The organism is Desulfobacterales bacterium (genome assembly GCA_030066985.1).
GTDB lineage: Bacteria > Desulfobacterota > Desulfobacteria > Desulfobacterales > JAHEIW01 > JAHEIW01.
The window spans coordinates 71,028-87,258 of the sequence record JASJAN010000011.1; the positions used below are offsets into that span (position 1 = coordinate 71,028).

The 16,231-nt window shown below is 45.6% G+C and carries 13 protein-coding genes; 9 read left to right on the forward strand and 4 right to left on the reverse strand.

Going from position 1 to position 16,231, the window contains the following annotated elements; genetic code table 11:
* Positions 1-56 precede the first annotated feature (56 nt).
* The 8 genes from QNJ26_07565 to QNJ26_07600 all read left to right on the forward strand — a co-directional run bounded on the left by QNJ26_07565 (position 57) and on the right by QNJ26_07600 (position 8,701).
* Positions 57-284: a hypothetical protein gene (locus QNJ26_07565; protein ID MDJ0985386.1), complete on the forward strand. Its 228-nt coding sequence runs from the start codon at positions 57-59 to the stop codon at positions 282-284.
* Positions 285-401: 117 nt separating this feature from the next.
* Complete coding sequence (locus tag QNJ26_07570; protein MDJ0985387.1) at positions 402-1,475, forward strand: AI-2E family transporter; 1,074 nt, start codon at positions 402-404, stop codon at positions 1,473-1,475.
* 163 nt (positions 1,476-1,638) lie between these two features.
* On the forward strand, positions 1,639-4,071 hold the full coding sequence (gene gyrA, locus QNJ26_07575) for a DNA gyrase subunit A (GenBank protein ID MDJ0985388.1): 2,433 nt from the start codon (positions 1,639-1,641) through the stop codon (positions 4,069-4,071).
* A 2-nt stretch (positions 4,072-4,073) separates the two neighbouring features.
* Positions 4,074-5,117 carry an NAD(P)H-dependent glycerol-3-phosphate dehydrogenase gene (locus tag QNJ26_07580; GenBank protein MDJ0985389.1) on the forward strand — a complete coding sequence of 348 codons (1,044 nt, stop codon included), beginning with the start codon at positions 4,074-4,076 and terminating at the stop codon, positions 5,115-5,117.
* Between the two features lie 253 nt (positions 5,118-5,370).
* On the forward strand, positions 5,371-6,117 hold the full coding sequence (gene radC / locus QNJ26_07585; GenBank protein MDJ0985390.1) for a DNA repair protein RadC: 747 nt from the start codon (positions 5,371-5,373) through the stop codon (positions 6,115-6,117).
* A gap of 140 nt (positions 6,118-6,257) precedes the next feature.
* Positions 6,258-6,518, forward strand: coding sequence for a hypothetical protein (locus QNJ26_07590; GenBank protein ID MDJ0985391.1), 261 nt, complete (start codon positions 6,258-6,260; stop codon positions 6,516-6,518).
* 79 nt (positions 6,519-6,597) lie between these two features.
* The gene (locus QNJ26_07595; GenBank protein ID MDJ0985392.1) at positions 6,598-7,356 is read left to right on the forward strand and encodes a TVP38/TMEM64 family protein; all 759 of its coding nucleotides are present in this window, start codon (positions 6,598-6,600) and stop codon (positions 7,354-7,356) included.
* Positions 7,357-7,639: 283 nt separating this feature from the next.
* The gene (locus QNJ26_07600) at positions 7,640-8,701 is read left to right on the forward strand and encodes a hypothetical protein (protein ID MDJ0985393.1); all 1,062 of its coding nucleotides are present in this window, start codon (positions 7,640-7,642) and stop codon (positions 8,699-8,701) included.
* A 160-nt stretch (positions 8,702-8,861) separates the two neighbouring features.
* On the opposite strand, the gene QNJ26_07605 is transcribed toward QNJ26_07600, so the two are convergent.
* The 3 genes from QNJ26_07605 to QNJ26_07615 all read right to left on the reverse strand — a co-directional run bounded on the left by QNJ26_07605 (position 8,862) and on the right by QNJ26_07615 (position 13,069).
* Positions 8,862-9,323, reverse strand: a complete 462-nt coding sequence (locus QNJ26_07605; GenBank protein MDJ0985394.1) for an N-acetyltransferase — start codon at positions 9,321-9,323, stop codon at positions 8,862-8,864.
* A gap of 100 nt (positions 9,324-9,423) precedes the next feature.
* Positions 9,424-11,388 (reverse strand): PBP1A family penicillin-binding protein, encoded by a 1,965-nt coding sequence (locus QNJ26_07610; protein ID MDJ0985395.1) that lies wholly within the window; start codon positions 11,386-11,388, stop codon positions 9,424-9,426.
* Positions 11,389-11,488: 100 nt separating this feature from the next.
* Entirely contained in the window at positions 11,489-13,069 is a 1,581-nt protein-coding gene (locus tag QNJ26_07615) for an ATP-binding protein (GenBank protein ID MDJ0985396.1), read from the reverse strand.
* Between the two features lie 454 nt (positions 13,070-13,523).
* On the opposite strand from QNJ26_07615, the gene QNJ26_07620 reads away from it, so the two are divergent.
* A complete protein-coding gene (locus QNJ26_07620) occupies positions 13,524-14,621 on the forward strand; it encodes a sulfotransferase family protein (protein ID MDJ0985397.1) in 1,098 nt (365 codons plus the stop codon).
* 145 nt (positions 14,622-14,766) lie between these two features.
* Here the strand turns inward: QNJ26_07620 and QNJ26_07625 are convergent, their stop codons facing one another.
* Positions 14,767-15,960 (reverse strand): tetratricopeptide repeat protein, encoded by a 1,194-nt coding sequence (locus tag QNJ26_07625; protein MDJ0985398.1) that lies wholly within the window; start codon positions 15,958-15,960, stop codon positions 14,767-14,769.
* Positions 15,961-16,231: the final 271 nt, after the last annotated feature.

Genomic DNA, 16,231 nt, shown 5'->3' on the forward strand with positions numbered 1-16,231 from the left:
ACCGCTGCTGTCGGTTGCTGATATTGACTAAATGCAGGTGCCTCATCTGAAACTCTATGGCCATTTCAGCCCCAAGGTCAGCTTCTGGCAAAGGCTTTTGGCAACCAAAAGGAGGTTCATCACCAATGGATGTTAGCCGCAAATTGGGTATTTTGGTATTCTATGCTGTTCCAGCCATCATCGGAGGCGGTGTTGTTTTCCATTTTTCAGGTGGTAGCTGGCTGTATGTTTTCATTTATGAAATCCTGTTGCTGTTAACAGCCGGCGGTTTTATTACCAAGTAAAGCGCCTGTCCTCAAACCTTACAAGCGCCCTCTCTTGAAAATTACCATTACAATGGCCAACCCAATTCACGGGCGATAGCCCATCTGTTTACTTATACCTTATTGTATGGAGGGGATGTGAACCATCAGGGCCCGCCAAATATGATTCTATGGTTTTTTCTGGCGGTTTTTCTCCTGTCTTGCATCTTGATGGGCTGGCTGCTGTGGCCCTTCGTGTCTGTCATTATATTGGCCATTGTTGTCACCGCCGTGTTTACACCGGTATTTAAATTTCTGAACCGCAAATTAAAACCCGCATTGGCATCCTTGTCGACCTGTATTTTGATTTTTTTCGTTTTGTTTCTACCGCTATCCTTTCTGGTAGGCATTTTAGCCAACGAGGCCTGGGAGCTATACCTTACAGCACGCGAGGCACTGCAAAGCAAGCCCATTATGGAAATGCTTGAAAAAAGCGACATATTCGATAACGTCAATCGCTTTCTGGCAAGATTTAAGATTGAAATCACCGGCGAGCAGTTGAATCGGGCGATTGCTGAAGTCGGACGGGTGGTGGCACTCTTCCTATACGAACAGGCGCGGTCGATTACCACCAATGTGTTAAAATTTATAGTCAATTTCTTTTTTATGCTGCTCATTATATTCTATCTTTTAATCGATAGCCCGCGGCTGATATCCTTTGTTGTCAAGATTTCCCCCTTGCCAGATGATCAGGACCAAATATTGATCCAAAAATTTAAGGACATTGCCACCGCTATTCTGCTCGGCAACGGTTTGGGTGGATTGATTCAGGGCACTCTGGGCGGGATTGTTTTTGCCGCTTTTGGTCTAAAATCACCTTTTGTGTGGGGTGTTATTATGGGTTTGTTGGCATTTTTGCCGATCGTAGGGATTGGCGCCGTCTTTATACCGGCTGCCATTCTTTTATTTTCCCAAGGTCGTATTGGCGCCGGCATATTTTTTCTGGTGTTCTACATACTTCTCTCAAGCTGTATTGAGTATTTGTTCAAACCCAAACTGGTGGGACAGCGGGTGCGGATGCATACCCTGCTTGTATTTCTATCTATCATCGGGGGACTGAAACTTTTCGGGATTTTGGGGATCATATACGGCCCCCTGGTCGTAACGGCGTTCTTAACACTGGCAGAAATTTATCAAGCCAGCTATCAGCAGCTGATTGAATCCTCTCAATAGCCATTTAGTTACTCGTTATTTGTTATTAAGGCTTATTAGAAGCGATAGCTTATGGTGACTCAGGGGTGCTTTATCAAGTGGCCTTTAAAGTAAACCGGCACTTAATAAGTAATCCTGATTAACAATTTACCGATAACCAATAACATACTGATCTGGAGTAGTGATGTATCAAAGCGAAAATCATGCTGAAATCAGCATCGAAAAGGAAATGAAAAAATCTTATCTGGATTATGCCATGAGCGTTATTATCGGCCGGGCATTGCCGGATGTTAGAGATGGTCTTAAACCGGTGCACCGCCGTGTACTATATGCCATGCGGGAGCTCAAAAATGACTGGAATAAGGCCTATAAAAAATCGGCCCGCATTGTCGGTGATGTTATCGGTAAGTATCATCCGCACGGTGATGCTGCGGTTTATGACACCATTGTGCGCCTGGCGCAGGATTTTTCGATGCGCTATCCTTTGGTTGATGGTCAGGGTAACTTCGGTTCCATCGATGGTGACCCGCCGGCGGCAATGCGTTACACCGAAATCCGCATGATGCGCCTGGCCCATGAAATGCTGGCGGATCTGGAAAAAGAAACGGTAGATTTTTCCGCCAACTATGATGAGTCTTTAATGGAACCCACCGTTTTGCCGGCAAAAATACCCAGTTTGCTGGTCAACGGCTCGGCCGGCATCGCTGTGGGTATGGCCACCAATATTCCGCCCCATAACCTTTCTGAAGTCATCGATGCGCTTAAAGTCCTTATCGACGATGCGGATATTTCCATCAATGAGCTTGTGAAACTCGTGCCGGGTCCGGATTTTCCGACCGGCGGCATTGTGTATGGCACCGAGGGCATACGGGATGCCTATGCCACTGGCCGGGGCAGTATTCGTATCAGGGCGAAGATTATTGTTGAAAAAGATAAGCGCACCCAGCGTGAAACCCTTATCATTACCGAACTTCCCTACCAGGTGAACAAGGCCAAGCTGATTGAAAAAACAGCCGAACTGATTCGGGATAAAAGCATTAGCGGTATTCGATATGTTCGGGATGAATCGGACCGTGAGGGTATGCGCATCGCGCTGGGGCTAAAAAAGGGCCAGATTGCGGCGGTGACGATCAACCAGCTTTACAAGCACACCCGCATGGAGGTCAGTTTCGGAAGCATTTTTCTGGCGGTGGTGAACGGCCGCCCCGAACTCCTGAATTTAAAAGAGATACTGCAAAATTTTATCCTGCATCGCAAGGAGATCGTTATTCGGCGAACACGCTATGATCTTAAGAAAGCCGAAGATCAGGCGCACATTTTAGAGGGCCTAAAAATCGCATTGGATCATCTGGATGAAGTCGTAGCGCTGATCAGGGCTGCCAAGTCTCCGGCAGATGCGAAGTCGCAATTGATTAAAAAATTCAGCCTTTCCGAAAAGCAGGCCCAGGCCATTTTAGACATGCGTCTGCAACGGTTGACCGGGCTCGAACGCGAAAAAATTCAGAAGGATTACAAAAATATTCTTAAGGACATCGCCAGGTTTAAAGAAATTTTGTCCAGCGAGCGCCTGGTGCTTAATATCATAAAAGAAGAACTGACAGAAATCCAGGAGCAGTTTGGCGATCATCGTTACACCGAATTGGTTGAACAGACAAAAGAAATTACCATTGAGGATATGATCGTTGAAGAGGATATGGTGGTGACCATATCTAAGCGCGGCTATATCAAGCGCAACCCCATCACCCTCTACCGGAGCCAGCGTCGAGGAGGTAAGGGAAAAACGGCCATGGGGACCAAAGAAGATGACTTTGTCGAACATTTGTTCGTGGCCTCTACCCATCATACGTTTATGTTTTTTACCAACTTGGGTAAAGTTTATTGGTGCAAGGTCTATGATATACCCCAGGCAGGCCGTATGAGCCTTGGAAAAGCGATTGTCAATTTACTGAATTTTGGCAAAGATGAAAAATTGACCACTGTTTTGGCGGTACCGGAATTTAAACCGGGATATCATGTCCTGATGGCCACTAAAAATGGTTTGATTAAAAAAACCGATTTAATGGCCTTTAGTCGTCCACGGGTCGGCGGGATTATCGCCTTGAATATCCTGGAAGGTGATGAGTTGATTGCGGCCAGAATCACCGATGGTACCCTGAATGTTTTCCTGGGTTCACGCAATGGAAAGGCGATCCGCTTCCACGAATCCGATGTGCGGCCATCAGGGCGTGTCGCTACCGGTGTGCGCGGAATGCGTCTGGCCGAAGGCGATCATATCGTCGGTGCAGAGGTCCTTAGTCATGGTCAGACGCTTTTCGCGGTTACTGAGAACGGATTCGGCAAGCGAACATCCATTGATGAATATCCGGTTCAAAAACGCGGTGGTAAAGGGGTGATCTCGATTAAGACCACCGAACGCAACGGGATGGTCGTTGGCATTTTGCTGGTTTCCGATGATGATGACTTAATGCTGATGACCAATATCGGCAAAGTCATCCGAATGCAAATTGAATCGATTTCAATAATCAGTCGCAATACCCAGGGTGTAAAACTAATGGGTATGGACGCCGATGAACGCGTGGTCGGCGCAGCCCGCCTAGCAGAAAAAGAAGAAGAGTAGACATGATGGGTATCAATAGTGAAAATAACTTGGATGAGCTGCAAATCGCCGTTGTCGGCGCCGGTAGCTGGGGCACCGCCATTGCTGATTTGCTGGCTAGTAAGGGCTATCGGATCAGTCTGTGGGTATATGAAAAGGAGGTTAAAGACCAGATCAAGGAATCTAGGGAAAATAAGCTTTTTTTGCCGGGTCATAAGCTTTCCGCCAATATAAAGCCTTCCAATGACATAGCAGCGGTAGTTACCGCTAAAAATGTAATTGTCATCGTTGTGCCTTCGCACTTAATGCGGACCATGACCGAAAAAATGAGCGGTTTTCTGTCGCATGGCACCGTGATCGTGTCAGCCTCAAAAGGCATTGAACAAAAATCTCACTTAACCATGTCCGGCGTGATCAAAGAGAATCTCAGTGAAGTTACCGAAGATCAATTGGCAGTCTTATCAGGCCCCAGTTTTGCCAAGGAAGTCGTTCAAAAAATTCCCACGTCCGTGACTGTGGCGTGCAAAAGTGAAGATCAAGCCACCCTGGTGCAGCATGTATTCGCCACGCCTTATTTCAGGGTGTATACCAGTGACGATATTGTCGGTGTCGAATTGGGAGGCGCAGTAAAAAATGTGATTGCCATTGCTGCCGGTATGCTGGATGGCCTGGGTTTGGGTTTAAATACCCGTGCAGCGCTTATGACTCGTGGGATGACCGAGGTCAGGCGTCTGGGTCTTCATCTGGGCGCCAATCCAAGGACCTTTACCGGACTTGCAGGTTTTGGTGATCTGGTGTTGACCTGTACTGGGAATTTAAGCCGTAACTATACAGTGGGTATCAAATTGGGTCGCGGTAAAAAACTTCAAGAAATATTGGATGAAATGCATATGGTGGCTGAAGGGGTTAAAACTGCCAAATCCGTTTACAATTTTTCACGTAAACTCAAAGTTGAGATGCCTATCTGCCACGAAATTTATCGAATCCTTTACGAAGATCTGGCACCCCAAGAAGCCGTTCACCGATTGATGACCCGAGCTTTGACACAGGAGCTGGATGAGGAGTAGGCCTTCATAGGTTTCAGGTGTTCCGCCGCAGGCGGATTCAGGTGTCAGTAAACAGTAGGTTTCAGGTTTCAGTGTTCAGGTGTCAGGGCGCATAAGGCAAAAACCAGAAAACAGCGAAAACATGTGCTCGATACTGCATCTGAGAAGCAAGGACTCGAATTAGGCCACCGAAGGTCTGACACCTGACACCTGAACACTGAAACCTTATATTGGAAACTTGACCCCAAAATAACTTAGAATCGAAAGCAGTCAAATGGCCAAAGACGGCAACAAAAAGGAGCATAAAGGTGCCGGCCACCGGGAAAGATTGCGTCAACGTTTTTTGGCGAATGGTTTGGAAGGTTTTCATGACTATGAGGTGATTGAACTTTTGCTGACTCTGGCCACGCCACGCAAAGATTGCAAAGATGCAGCCAAGGCAGTTCTAAAGCGCTTTAAAACGCTTCAGGGCTCACTCGAAGCCTCACAGCAGGAGCTTTGCAAAATTTCCGGAATTGGGCCTAAAAATCTTTTGGGTATCAAACTGATTAAAGCAGTGGCAGACAGGTATCTTGAAAAGAAACTCATCCATAAAGATGCGATCAATGATTCCAGGTCACTTTTTGATTATTTGTACCATCAAATTGGAGATAAGCGCCGGGAATGTTTCAAGGTTATATTTTTAAATTCGAAAAATCAGGTGATTGCTGCAGATACGATCTCTGAAGGGACTTTAACAGCCAGCAGCGTGTATCCTCGTGAAGTCATTCAGGCGGCCTTGAGCCATGATGCTGCGGCTCTGATTTTTGCCCACAATCACCCGTCAGGTGATCCGCAGCCGTCTTCAGAAGATGTGGCTGTTACCCGTCAGCTGGTCTTTGCCGGTAAAGCAATGGGCATGGTCGTACACGAGCATATTATTGTTGGTGACAATCACTATTTCAGTTTTGCCGACCAGGGCTATATTGAACGTATGAATCGCGAGTTTGAACAGTTGACCCAGCAAAAGTCAAATGCTTAAGGATACCGGTATTTGTAGATGTTCGTCTATTAACACGAAGAGCCCGAAGGGCCAAAAGATACAAAATAAAAATAGCGTATTCACTTATATTCTCGTGTTAACATATGCACACACTTAATAATTATTTTTGATTATAGACAATGACTAAAAAAGAAAAAGAGCGCCCTTATTGTTTCGGAAATCTTGATGCTGTCTTTCCGCTGGGAGATGACGGTTTAAGGCACTCTCCTGAAAGCTGTATGGTGTGTTTCTGCAAAACGGAATGCCTGCGGGAAGCGATCACAGGACCAGAGGGCATTCAGGTAAAAAAAGAGCAGGTCAAACGTGCGCACAGTTCAGGCACGATCAGTTTTGTTGAAAGATGGGCGCGCAAAAAAGCTCTGGAAAAGAAGAAAAAGTAGCGCCGTTTAGAGATCAGCTCAAATCGCACTGATCCAATCCAAAAGACAAAAAACAAAATTTTATGCGGTGCCTTTATGATTGACCCCTTGCCAATCCGTCAGAAATTTACCCATCCGAATCCATAAAATTATGCCGCCAGAGGCGATTTCCAAAAAACTTAAAATCACAATTCTGCTAGTACTTATCGCTATCGGTACGGTGGTATTTTGGTTTCGTATTCCCATCTGGGAAAAAATCCTCGATGGCTATCGATTGCTTTCTGATCGAGAGCAAATTCGAGATCTGATTGCTTCTTTTGGCTCCAGTGCGCCGCCCATATTCATCTTTCTGCAGATATTGCAGGTCATATTTGCTCCGGTCCCCGGTGAAGCCACCGGTTTTATCGGTGGTTATCTGTTCGGAACCATGCCGGGGTTCATTTACTCCACAATTGGTTTGACTCTTGGCTCCTGGTTAAATTTTATGATTGGCCGTTTTTTAGGCGTGCGCTACGTCAGAAAACTCATTCCGTCACATCAATTAGAAAAAATCGACGCCATGCTAAAACGCCAGGGCATAATTATTATTTTCATTTTATTCTTAATTCCTGGCTTTCCAAAGGACTATTTGTGCCTGGCCCTTGGTTTAACGACCCTGCCGCTTAAGTTATTTATTTTAATGGCCGCCATCGGCAGAATGCCGGGCACAATGGCACTCAGCGTCCAGGGCGCATTCCTCTATGAGAAGAATTATGCCTTGCTGGGAGTAGTGATGATTGCCTGCCTGGCGCTAGCATTGCTTTGTTATTGCTATCGCGAGAGGATATATAAGTGGGCTGAGAAGCTGGATAACAAGTAGATGCCATTTTAGGAAAGCAGTTATAACAATCTGATCTTTTCTCTATTATCCATATAATGTACACATCATCGGGTTATGCCAGTTGACCGGTTTGCCCGTTAACCCGTCAGCAAATATAACCAGATAGCCTTCCGATTTCAACCGGCTTAACCGGCACAACGGGCTAAACGGGCCAACTCTTGTCGGATATTTTCATCCTTTAACTCTATAGTAAATCATGATAATATAGATCAGAACTTATTGATTTTCAGCAACTTAAGGTCATGCAGGTCAGGAGAAGATATTGGCACATTGGAAATACAGAGAAGAACTGAGCCGCATTGAAAAGCTGCGGCGTTCCTATTACGAACTGCTGAGGGATGAGTTGGATCAATTTTTACTGCAGTATGCCTTGATAGATTCTTATGAAAATTTCAGCTCACTTCAAATACCATTTCCTTTTGTCGAAAAGAGGGAGATGAAACCGCGAGGGCGTATACCGGACCGGGAATACGAAGCTCAAAACGCCTTTCTGGTTATTTTTGTAGAAGATTCAGTATTGCCCGAACATAAAAAATATATTCGTTATTTTGATGTCAACAAAACAACCAAGCAAAATCTTCTGCGGTTTAAAACCCTTGCGCTATCAGAAAAGTTTGACCGTAATTGGAAATATTTAGAGTCGATCTATTTTAAAAGCTTTCTAAAAATAATGCTGCCAGTTGATTATGCCTTGCTCATCCAAGGCGATACAACCAGCCGAACCAAAAACCGTTATGGTCTCACACACTTTCATGTTCGTGTTGATTGGCCGATCACTGAAGCCGCTGAGGATATGGCGCGCAGTTTGCGCTATATCTCCAAGGATATTTTTGAAAAGGGTGACAAATACGCCGAAGATATCCAAAAAAAATTTTTTGAGTATTATGGGCTACCAGTGATGGTCGGCGGAAGGCGAACAGCAGCTATCGTCGCCGCCCAATATCTCAAGCGCATTCCGGGAATTTCAACTGTTTATGTGGGCAGCAGCGAATCCAGAGCGTTGATCCGTATTTCCGAAAGGGGTATTTATAAATCGGTTTTAATCAAGCGATCCATAAAGGAATTAAATGAGATCGCTGAAGCTAACGGTTTAACGCCACAGGCTTTTAGAAAGAATTATATTGTCGCCAGAGAAAAAAGATGCGGGATCTGCATCTTTCAGGCCAGCTACACCGCAACCTATCATGCGCGTGAGCCTGAAGACGGAAAACTAAGAAACCTTAAATCGGACCTGTACTGGCTAACGGTTGGTGAACAGCATATTCTGCCCAAGCCGGGCATAGGGAAGTATGCGCCTATTCCTTTAAATATCATCTATACGTAATCGGCTCTAATTTTTCGATCTCATCACAAACCTTCATAGAACCACATCCTGCAAGTGACTAAAGTGAACTAAAATGAGCTAAAGTGCCTAAAATTATGGGTCGCTGCACAGCATCAATTTTAATTAAACAAACAAGAATCAATAACTTTAGTCAATTTAGTCACCCTTCAAACTCTTTCATCATGGCGATTTCATCGCAGTCTGGAAATTTCACGCAGATGATGCAGTCGGCCCATATTTTCAAAGGCAGGTCGGAGCGTTCGATTTGAACGAAATCGAATTGTTTGAAAAAATCCGGTTTATAGGTGAGGGTGAACACTTTTTTGACATTAAACGTAACGGCCTCCTGTAATACCGTTTTCGTCAGCTCAGTTCCAATATTTTTTCCCAGATGCTCGGGCAAGACCGCCAGGGATCGAATCTCAGCAAGATCTTCCCAGCAAAATTGCAGTGCGCAGCAACCGATCAGCTGTTCGTTTTTACGATCGACATATACCCAGAAATCCCGGACATGATCATATAGCTCACTCAAAGGTCGCGCCAGCAGTTCTTCTTTTTTGCCATATTCGTGCAGCAGTCCGTGAATGGCCTTGACGTCTTTGATCGTTGCTTTTCGAATCATTATTCTCTAATACCTCAATTAAAATCAAAATATTATATATTAATTTCTCGGAAACCGAGCTATAGCATTGTTCGCTTAAAAAATACAACTCTTATCCAGCTTAATGGAGCGATTGAGGCTCGGTGCCTTTTTTAAACAGGGCGGCAACGGATGGTTTTGAATCATCTAACTGAGGCAGTCCGGTAAGGGGATCCATGCGGATTAAGTTGACATCATCAGGAATATCGAAATACAGATGGGGTTCCTCTTGAAGGGCAACCTTCATAAAATCAATCCATATGGGCAAAGCGGCCCGGGCACCGGTTTCCTTTTTCCCTAAACTGACTCCGCGATCCTGGCCCACCCAAACGCCGGCAATAATGCGTGGCGAAAAACCGACAAATAAAGCGTCTTTGTATTCATTGGACGTGCCGGTTTTACCTGCGACGGATTTGCCCAGTACCTGCGCACGCCGGCCGGTGCCCTCTTTGACTACAGCTTCTAACATGTTGGTGACAACCGCAGCCGTACTGCGTGACATCACCACTCTTCTTTGAGGTTTTGTCCGCCAGATGACGCGTCCCTGCCGATCGACTACTTCCAGTACGCCGTAGGGTTGAATTCTTTGGCCTTTGTTGGGGAATACGGCATATGCGGCGGTCAAATTTATCAAAGTCACCTCTGATGTGCCCAGTGCCAAAGATAAATTCGATGCCAGAGGTGACTTGATGCCCAACTGATGCGCAAATTGGGCCACAGACTGTGGCCCCAGGATTTGTAGCAAGCGCACCGCCGGTATGTTTTGTGAGACTGCCAATGCGTGCCGAAGCGTCATTTCGCCTTTATATTCTAAGGAAAAATTTTGCGGTTTCCAATCCTGATCTTCCTGTGCGCCCTTATAAACAACCGGTGCATCCAGAATTTTTTTGTTTTGTGCAAAACCTTGTTCGATGGCATAGGCATAGACAAAGGGCTTAAAAGCCGAGCCTGGCTGGCGATACGCCATGGTTGCGCGATTAAAGCGGCTATTGTAAAAATCTTTACCGCCAACCATGGCGAGGATGCCACCGGTGGTGACATCGATGGAAACTATGGCGGCCTGCGGATCGATTTTTTCTGTTGGTGTTTTTTGCATCCGTTCTGTTAAAGCGGTCAGCCCGTCAGCCAATCCCTGTTCAGCTGTCTGCTGTAACTGGAAATCAAGCGTTGTGTAAATGGATAAGCCGTGTTTATACAGACGCGAGGAGCCCAGTTCACGTTCCAGTGAAGATCTGACATATTCGACAAAATAGGGCGCTTTTGAGGGACCGAATCGGCGACTGTTGGTTGCGAGCGGCTTTTTTTTGGCATTTTGGTAGACAGGTTCTGAAATAATGTCGGTGTCACGCATTTGCTTGAGAACCGTATTACGCCTTTTGATAGCGAGATCCGGATTGACCAGCGGTGAATAACGCGAAGGCGATTTGGGCATGCCGGCCACCAGCGCACATTCGGACAAGTCTAAATCCTTTACGGATTTGCCGAAGAATATCTTGGCGGCCGATTCCACGCCATAAGCTCCACTGCCGAAGTAAACCTGGTTGAGGTACAATTCCAATATTTCATCTTTGGTATAGCGCCGCTCCAGTTGAAAGGCCAATATGGCTTCTTTTATTTTACGCACCAGTGTTTTGCGGGGTGTCAGAAAAAGCGTTTTGGCCAATTGTTGGGTAATCGTACTGGCACCTTCAACGAATTCGCCGGCCTTGATGTCTTTGATAATGGCCCGGGCAATACCTTTCAAGTCAACACCGCTGTGCTTGTAGAACTTGCGATCTTCAGTGGCGACCAAAGCTGCTGTTAAATGCCGCGGAATGGTTGCCAAGGGTACGGGCTCGCGCTTCTCAATGAACAATTCGGCCAACAGAACCTTGTCGGCGGAATAAATACGAGTAACAGCATCGGGCTTGAACGATTCCAGCGCACGGATCTGGGGCAGATCATGGGTGAGCGCGAAAAATGCGCCGGCTAAGCTGCCACAGATCGCACCGGCAACCAACAAGACAATGATCAGTAATTTGCCTTTATGTAAGTGGAAGTTGAACATGCGATGGGAATAATTTTAAGATAAAAGCAGCGGGAGTGCAATAGGTGAGGGGCTGGGGTTAAAAATGGCACGAAACTGGGCTGCTCAATTTAGAGAAGGATTAATTCTGGCTGCTCATTAGCGCCTGATTCAATTTTTCGCCCAACTCGCCCATGGTGTATGGTTTGGTGACGACGCCTTTGAACCCATGGCGCTCATATTCGGCAATCACCGGATCATTGCTGTAACCACTGGAGACGATACCCACCACATGGGGATCAATTTTGGTCAGTTGCTGAATGGCTTTTTTGCCCCCCATACCGCCCTTAACGGTCAAATCCAAAATAACCGCATCAAACGGTGTGTCGGACTCAAGTGCCTGTTTGTAGAATTTAACTGCTTCGGTGCCGTTTAACGCAAAATCGACACTATAGCCAAGGTAGGTCAGCAGCTCGCCGGCCAGTTTGCGGATCATGGCTTCATCATCCATAATTAAGATCCGGCCTTCGCCAAAAATTGGAATTTCCTGCTCGTAGGTCTCGCCAAACTGCTGATCAGGCACTTTACATGTGGCACATGGCAGATAGATATGAAAGGTGGCACCTTTGTTGTATTTAGACGATACGGTTACATTGCCGCCGTGTTTCTTAATGATTGAATGGCAGATCGATAGCCCCAACCCGGTCCCTTTTTTATCCCCCTGTTTTTTGGTTGAAAAATAGGGATTGAAAATTCGATCCAGGTTTTTTTTGGAAATGCCTTTGCCCTGATCGGTAATGGATATTTTGATGTATTTCCCATTTCGCAATCCGGGTATAAGTTCACTGCTTTTTACATTTTCGGCGCTGACGTCAAGCGATCCGCCTTGGGGCATGGCTTCACGGGCATTCATAATAACATTATGAATCGCCTGCCCGATCTGCTGGCCGTCGACTTCCAGCGGCAACAGATTTTCGGCAAAGTGATAATTGCATTTCACGTTTGAACCGCTCAGGGTAAATTCAGTGGTGCTTCTGACCAGGTTAGCGACATCGGCGATTTTTTTATCCGGTGTCCCGCCTTTTGAAAATGTGATCAGTTTCTGGGTCAAATCCTTGGCGGTCTGTGAAGCTCTTAAGGCTTGGCTGAGCAATAAAAAAACCTTATCATCCGGATCCAGGTAAGTTTGGGCCAACGTAATATTGCCGATGATGGCTGTTAGCAGGTTGTTGTAGTCGTGAGCAATCCCGCCGGAGAGGGCAGCGATGGATTCCAGCTGACGGGCCTTGACCAATTCTCGTTCAGTTTGGCTGCGCTCTGAAATATCGCGTACCACTAACAGATTAGACGGTTTATTCTGAAAAATAAAACGGCCCGCAATGACTTCGACATCCACCCGGAGGCCGTTTTTACACATCAGCGTCAATTCGTGCACGGCCAGGGCGCTGTCATCCTCTAATGGCTTTTCATATATTTTTTCGATGGTGTCGATATCATCGGGATGAAAGAAACTGGCCAGATCGGTGTCCAAAACCTCATCAATGGTGTAGCCGCACATTTTGGCCAAGTAATAATTCACTTCCCTGATTTTACCGTCTTGCACCACCAATACGCCATCGGTGGCCAACTCCATCAGAAGGCGAAATTTTTCTTCGCTCTGGATCAGAGACAGCTCCAGGTCACTTTTTTTACAAACGCACTTTTTTTTGGTTTTTGTTGCCATTGCTGTCAAAAGCTACCTGTTTAAAAAAAATGATATGTAGCTACAAGTCTTTAAAAATAGTCCTTGTTGCCGTCTAGACCATTTCTTTTATCGGCATAATCGCTCAGAACCTTAAGCCTTTGTTTCGGCTTCTGATATTATCAAGCGCATTGCTAAAGATGACGTTTTTGATGACATTCCGCCTACAACTATGCACTATTTGTACCAGAGATAAAAAAAGGGCCCATAAAAATTCAAATATTAAATGAATACAAATAGTTAAAAAAATATGAGTTTTGTGATGATGTGAATGATGAACGCACGCGGCGATCATTATGGGAAAATATGACCTGCATATATTGTTTAAGATAGTTAGGCATGAAGATTGCGAAAAAATCGTATTTAATTTTCAAATTCTTGTGCACATGATTGTCCAATCGCACCAAAATTATTTAATTTGCAGGTAATTATGGAAATGACCCCATCAAATATGTGTGTTGCCGGCATTGATTTAACGGAAAATGAAATAATGGCCCATGTTCTGCCCAACGACCAAAACTTTGCAGTTTTGTCGAATCCAGATGGGTTAAAAGATTTTTTTCAAAAAATTGTTGCGCTTAAACCTGCTGTTGCCGTGATGGAAGCTGTTGAGGGAGACAAACTGTCGATTGCCATCGCCCTTGCTCAGTCGGGTGTTCCGGTGGTTGCGATTCAATCCAGGCAGCTGAATCAATTTGCAGAAATAGTGAAATTTGAAAAAAAGATTACCCGCCTGGATGCATATGTAATGGCCCGATTTGCTATGGAAATCCACAAAGGACAAATCCAAAATATTGACGGTTTTACGCCTCAGGACCTTGTCGGGCGCGCCAGGGAATTGGCCAAAGCTGCTCGACCACAGCGCGATCCTTTGTGCGAGAAAATCATTTCGGATAAATTCGGTTTTATTTGGGTTGGTATACCGAAGGTCGCCACCCGCAGCATATTGACGGCTCTTTACCGCGAGCCGGTTGTGGATGTGGCGGGTAGACTGGTGAATGAGGAGTTGCAGGCGCTGCTCGATCACGATCCCAACTATCGAAACTATTTTAAGTTTGCACTGGTCCGCAATCCCTGGGCGCGGATTGTTTCGTGTTATGTGAATAAAATTCAACGCGCCAACGAAGAAACTCAGCGCCACATAATTGACCGGTACTCAGGGCTTAGACTCAAGATGCCTTTTGAAGAATTTATCAGATTTTTGTTGGAAGATCCGAGTGGGCAGGATGAGGGCGCCAACCGTCACTGGCTCTCTCAACACGCATTTGTATCCGACAGCAATGGCCAGTTGCTGGTGGATTTCATTGGGAAGATTGAAAATCTTGCTGACGATTTTGCGATTGCCTGCAAACGAATCGGACTACCTGACATCCAATTGCCTTGGTTGAACAGTAGGGAAGGGTGGAAAGTTGATAAAAAGTTGATGAAACAAAAAGACCCCTTTTACTACCGGCAATATTTTACACCCGAAACACAGGAATTGGTGCGAACAAGATATCGCAGGGACATCGAATTGTTTGGGTATGATTTTTAAATAATGACCAATGATACCTGAAAGCTTCAGATATATTTGGTTGTGATATTAAATATCAGGCGGGTAATTTTGATGATGTCATCAACCGCTGTATGCTCAGTTGCCAAAGCTCAAAAAATGTGTTGCTGGAGATCTAAATGGGGCGTCAGGCGATACCGCTAAATCCCATAAACTGATCGTATTTGGGGTTCATTTTGTGGCCGTAGGCATCTTCACCGTTGAATTTAAACTCGATGTGGGCCGGATCGATGGTGCCGTCTCCGGCTTCATTCTGTTTAACGGTGAAATAGACGGTGGCCGTTAGATTCTCTTGATCATAGTAGACACTTTTGGGTAATGGGGGCAGTGTGACTTCTGTGTTCGGAATCGGCCGGCCGAAATTATAGGCCTGGCCCGGGCCACTTTGAGTGGATCGGCCAATATGCCAGTTGGCAATGTTTTGCACGGATTCGCGATCCATTTCCTTGTCAAACTGAAAAACCATTTTAAACGTTTTTTCTGAATTGGGATCTGTAAGATACCCGTTTAAGAGCGAAAGCGGTGTTTTCCAGGGCATATTATAGTTAAAACCCGAATCCGCATAGGCAAACATAAATTTTGGCGGATCCACTTTGTACATATAGCGGCTGAGTGTGTCGGCCAGATCCGGTGCGACATGCTCAAGGTTGTCCACGATCCGCTGGGCCTCATCCATTTCACCCAGATCGGCATATGCATATCCGAGTTCAGCCATTCCATCATGGAACTCGGGATCGATACGAGTGGCTTCCTTAAACTGCAGAATGGCATCTTCATAGCGGCCCTGTCTACTGAAATTTAAGCCTAGTCCATAGTGTCCGTTGGGCATGGTGGGATCCATTCGCAAAACGGTATTGAATGCCTGGTCTGCGTCCGAATAGCGGCCGGCATTCATATAAGCCTGTCCCAGTGCGTAATGGTTGCTTGAACTGGGCCAAATGCTAACGGCTTTTTTATAGGCATCGACGGCTTCGTCATAATTTTCGGCTGAAAAATGGACATTCCCCAGACTGACAGCGATATCGTCACGCTGGGGATTGCGTTTCAGTGCATCTTCATAGGTCTTGATCGCTTCCCGGGTGTCTCCCATAGCAAGATAAGCGTTGGCCAGGTAGTTGGAAGCGTCGGTTGAATAGGACGAGTTGGGTGCCAGGCCAATGGAGCGACGGAATTCTTTTGCAGCACCTTCATAATCCTGCCGAATGTACAGATCGATCCCCTTTTTGAGCGCATTATTGGCCAATGTTTCCAGTCGCGCCGTCTGCGGGATCGAGGCTGCGAAGATATCGATATTTCCTATACCAAAATAGTCCATCGTCATACCTGTCGTGCAAAAATTCCTATCCAACGCTTATATCGGTCAGATGATCAGCGATCTTTAGAATTTTATTTAAATATAATATCAATATCTTAACAAAAACATAGACCCTATGGGGCCGAACCAACAGAAAGATAGGAAAATTTTGCAAGGGCGCTGTCAGCATTTTGACTTTTTTGCCCCCGAAGAATGGAGTCTACTATGTAACAATCTGTAATCATATTAAAATATTATTTAGATATGGTGGCATATATATTGCTTTCAATTAAGCACC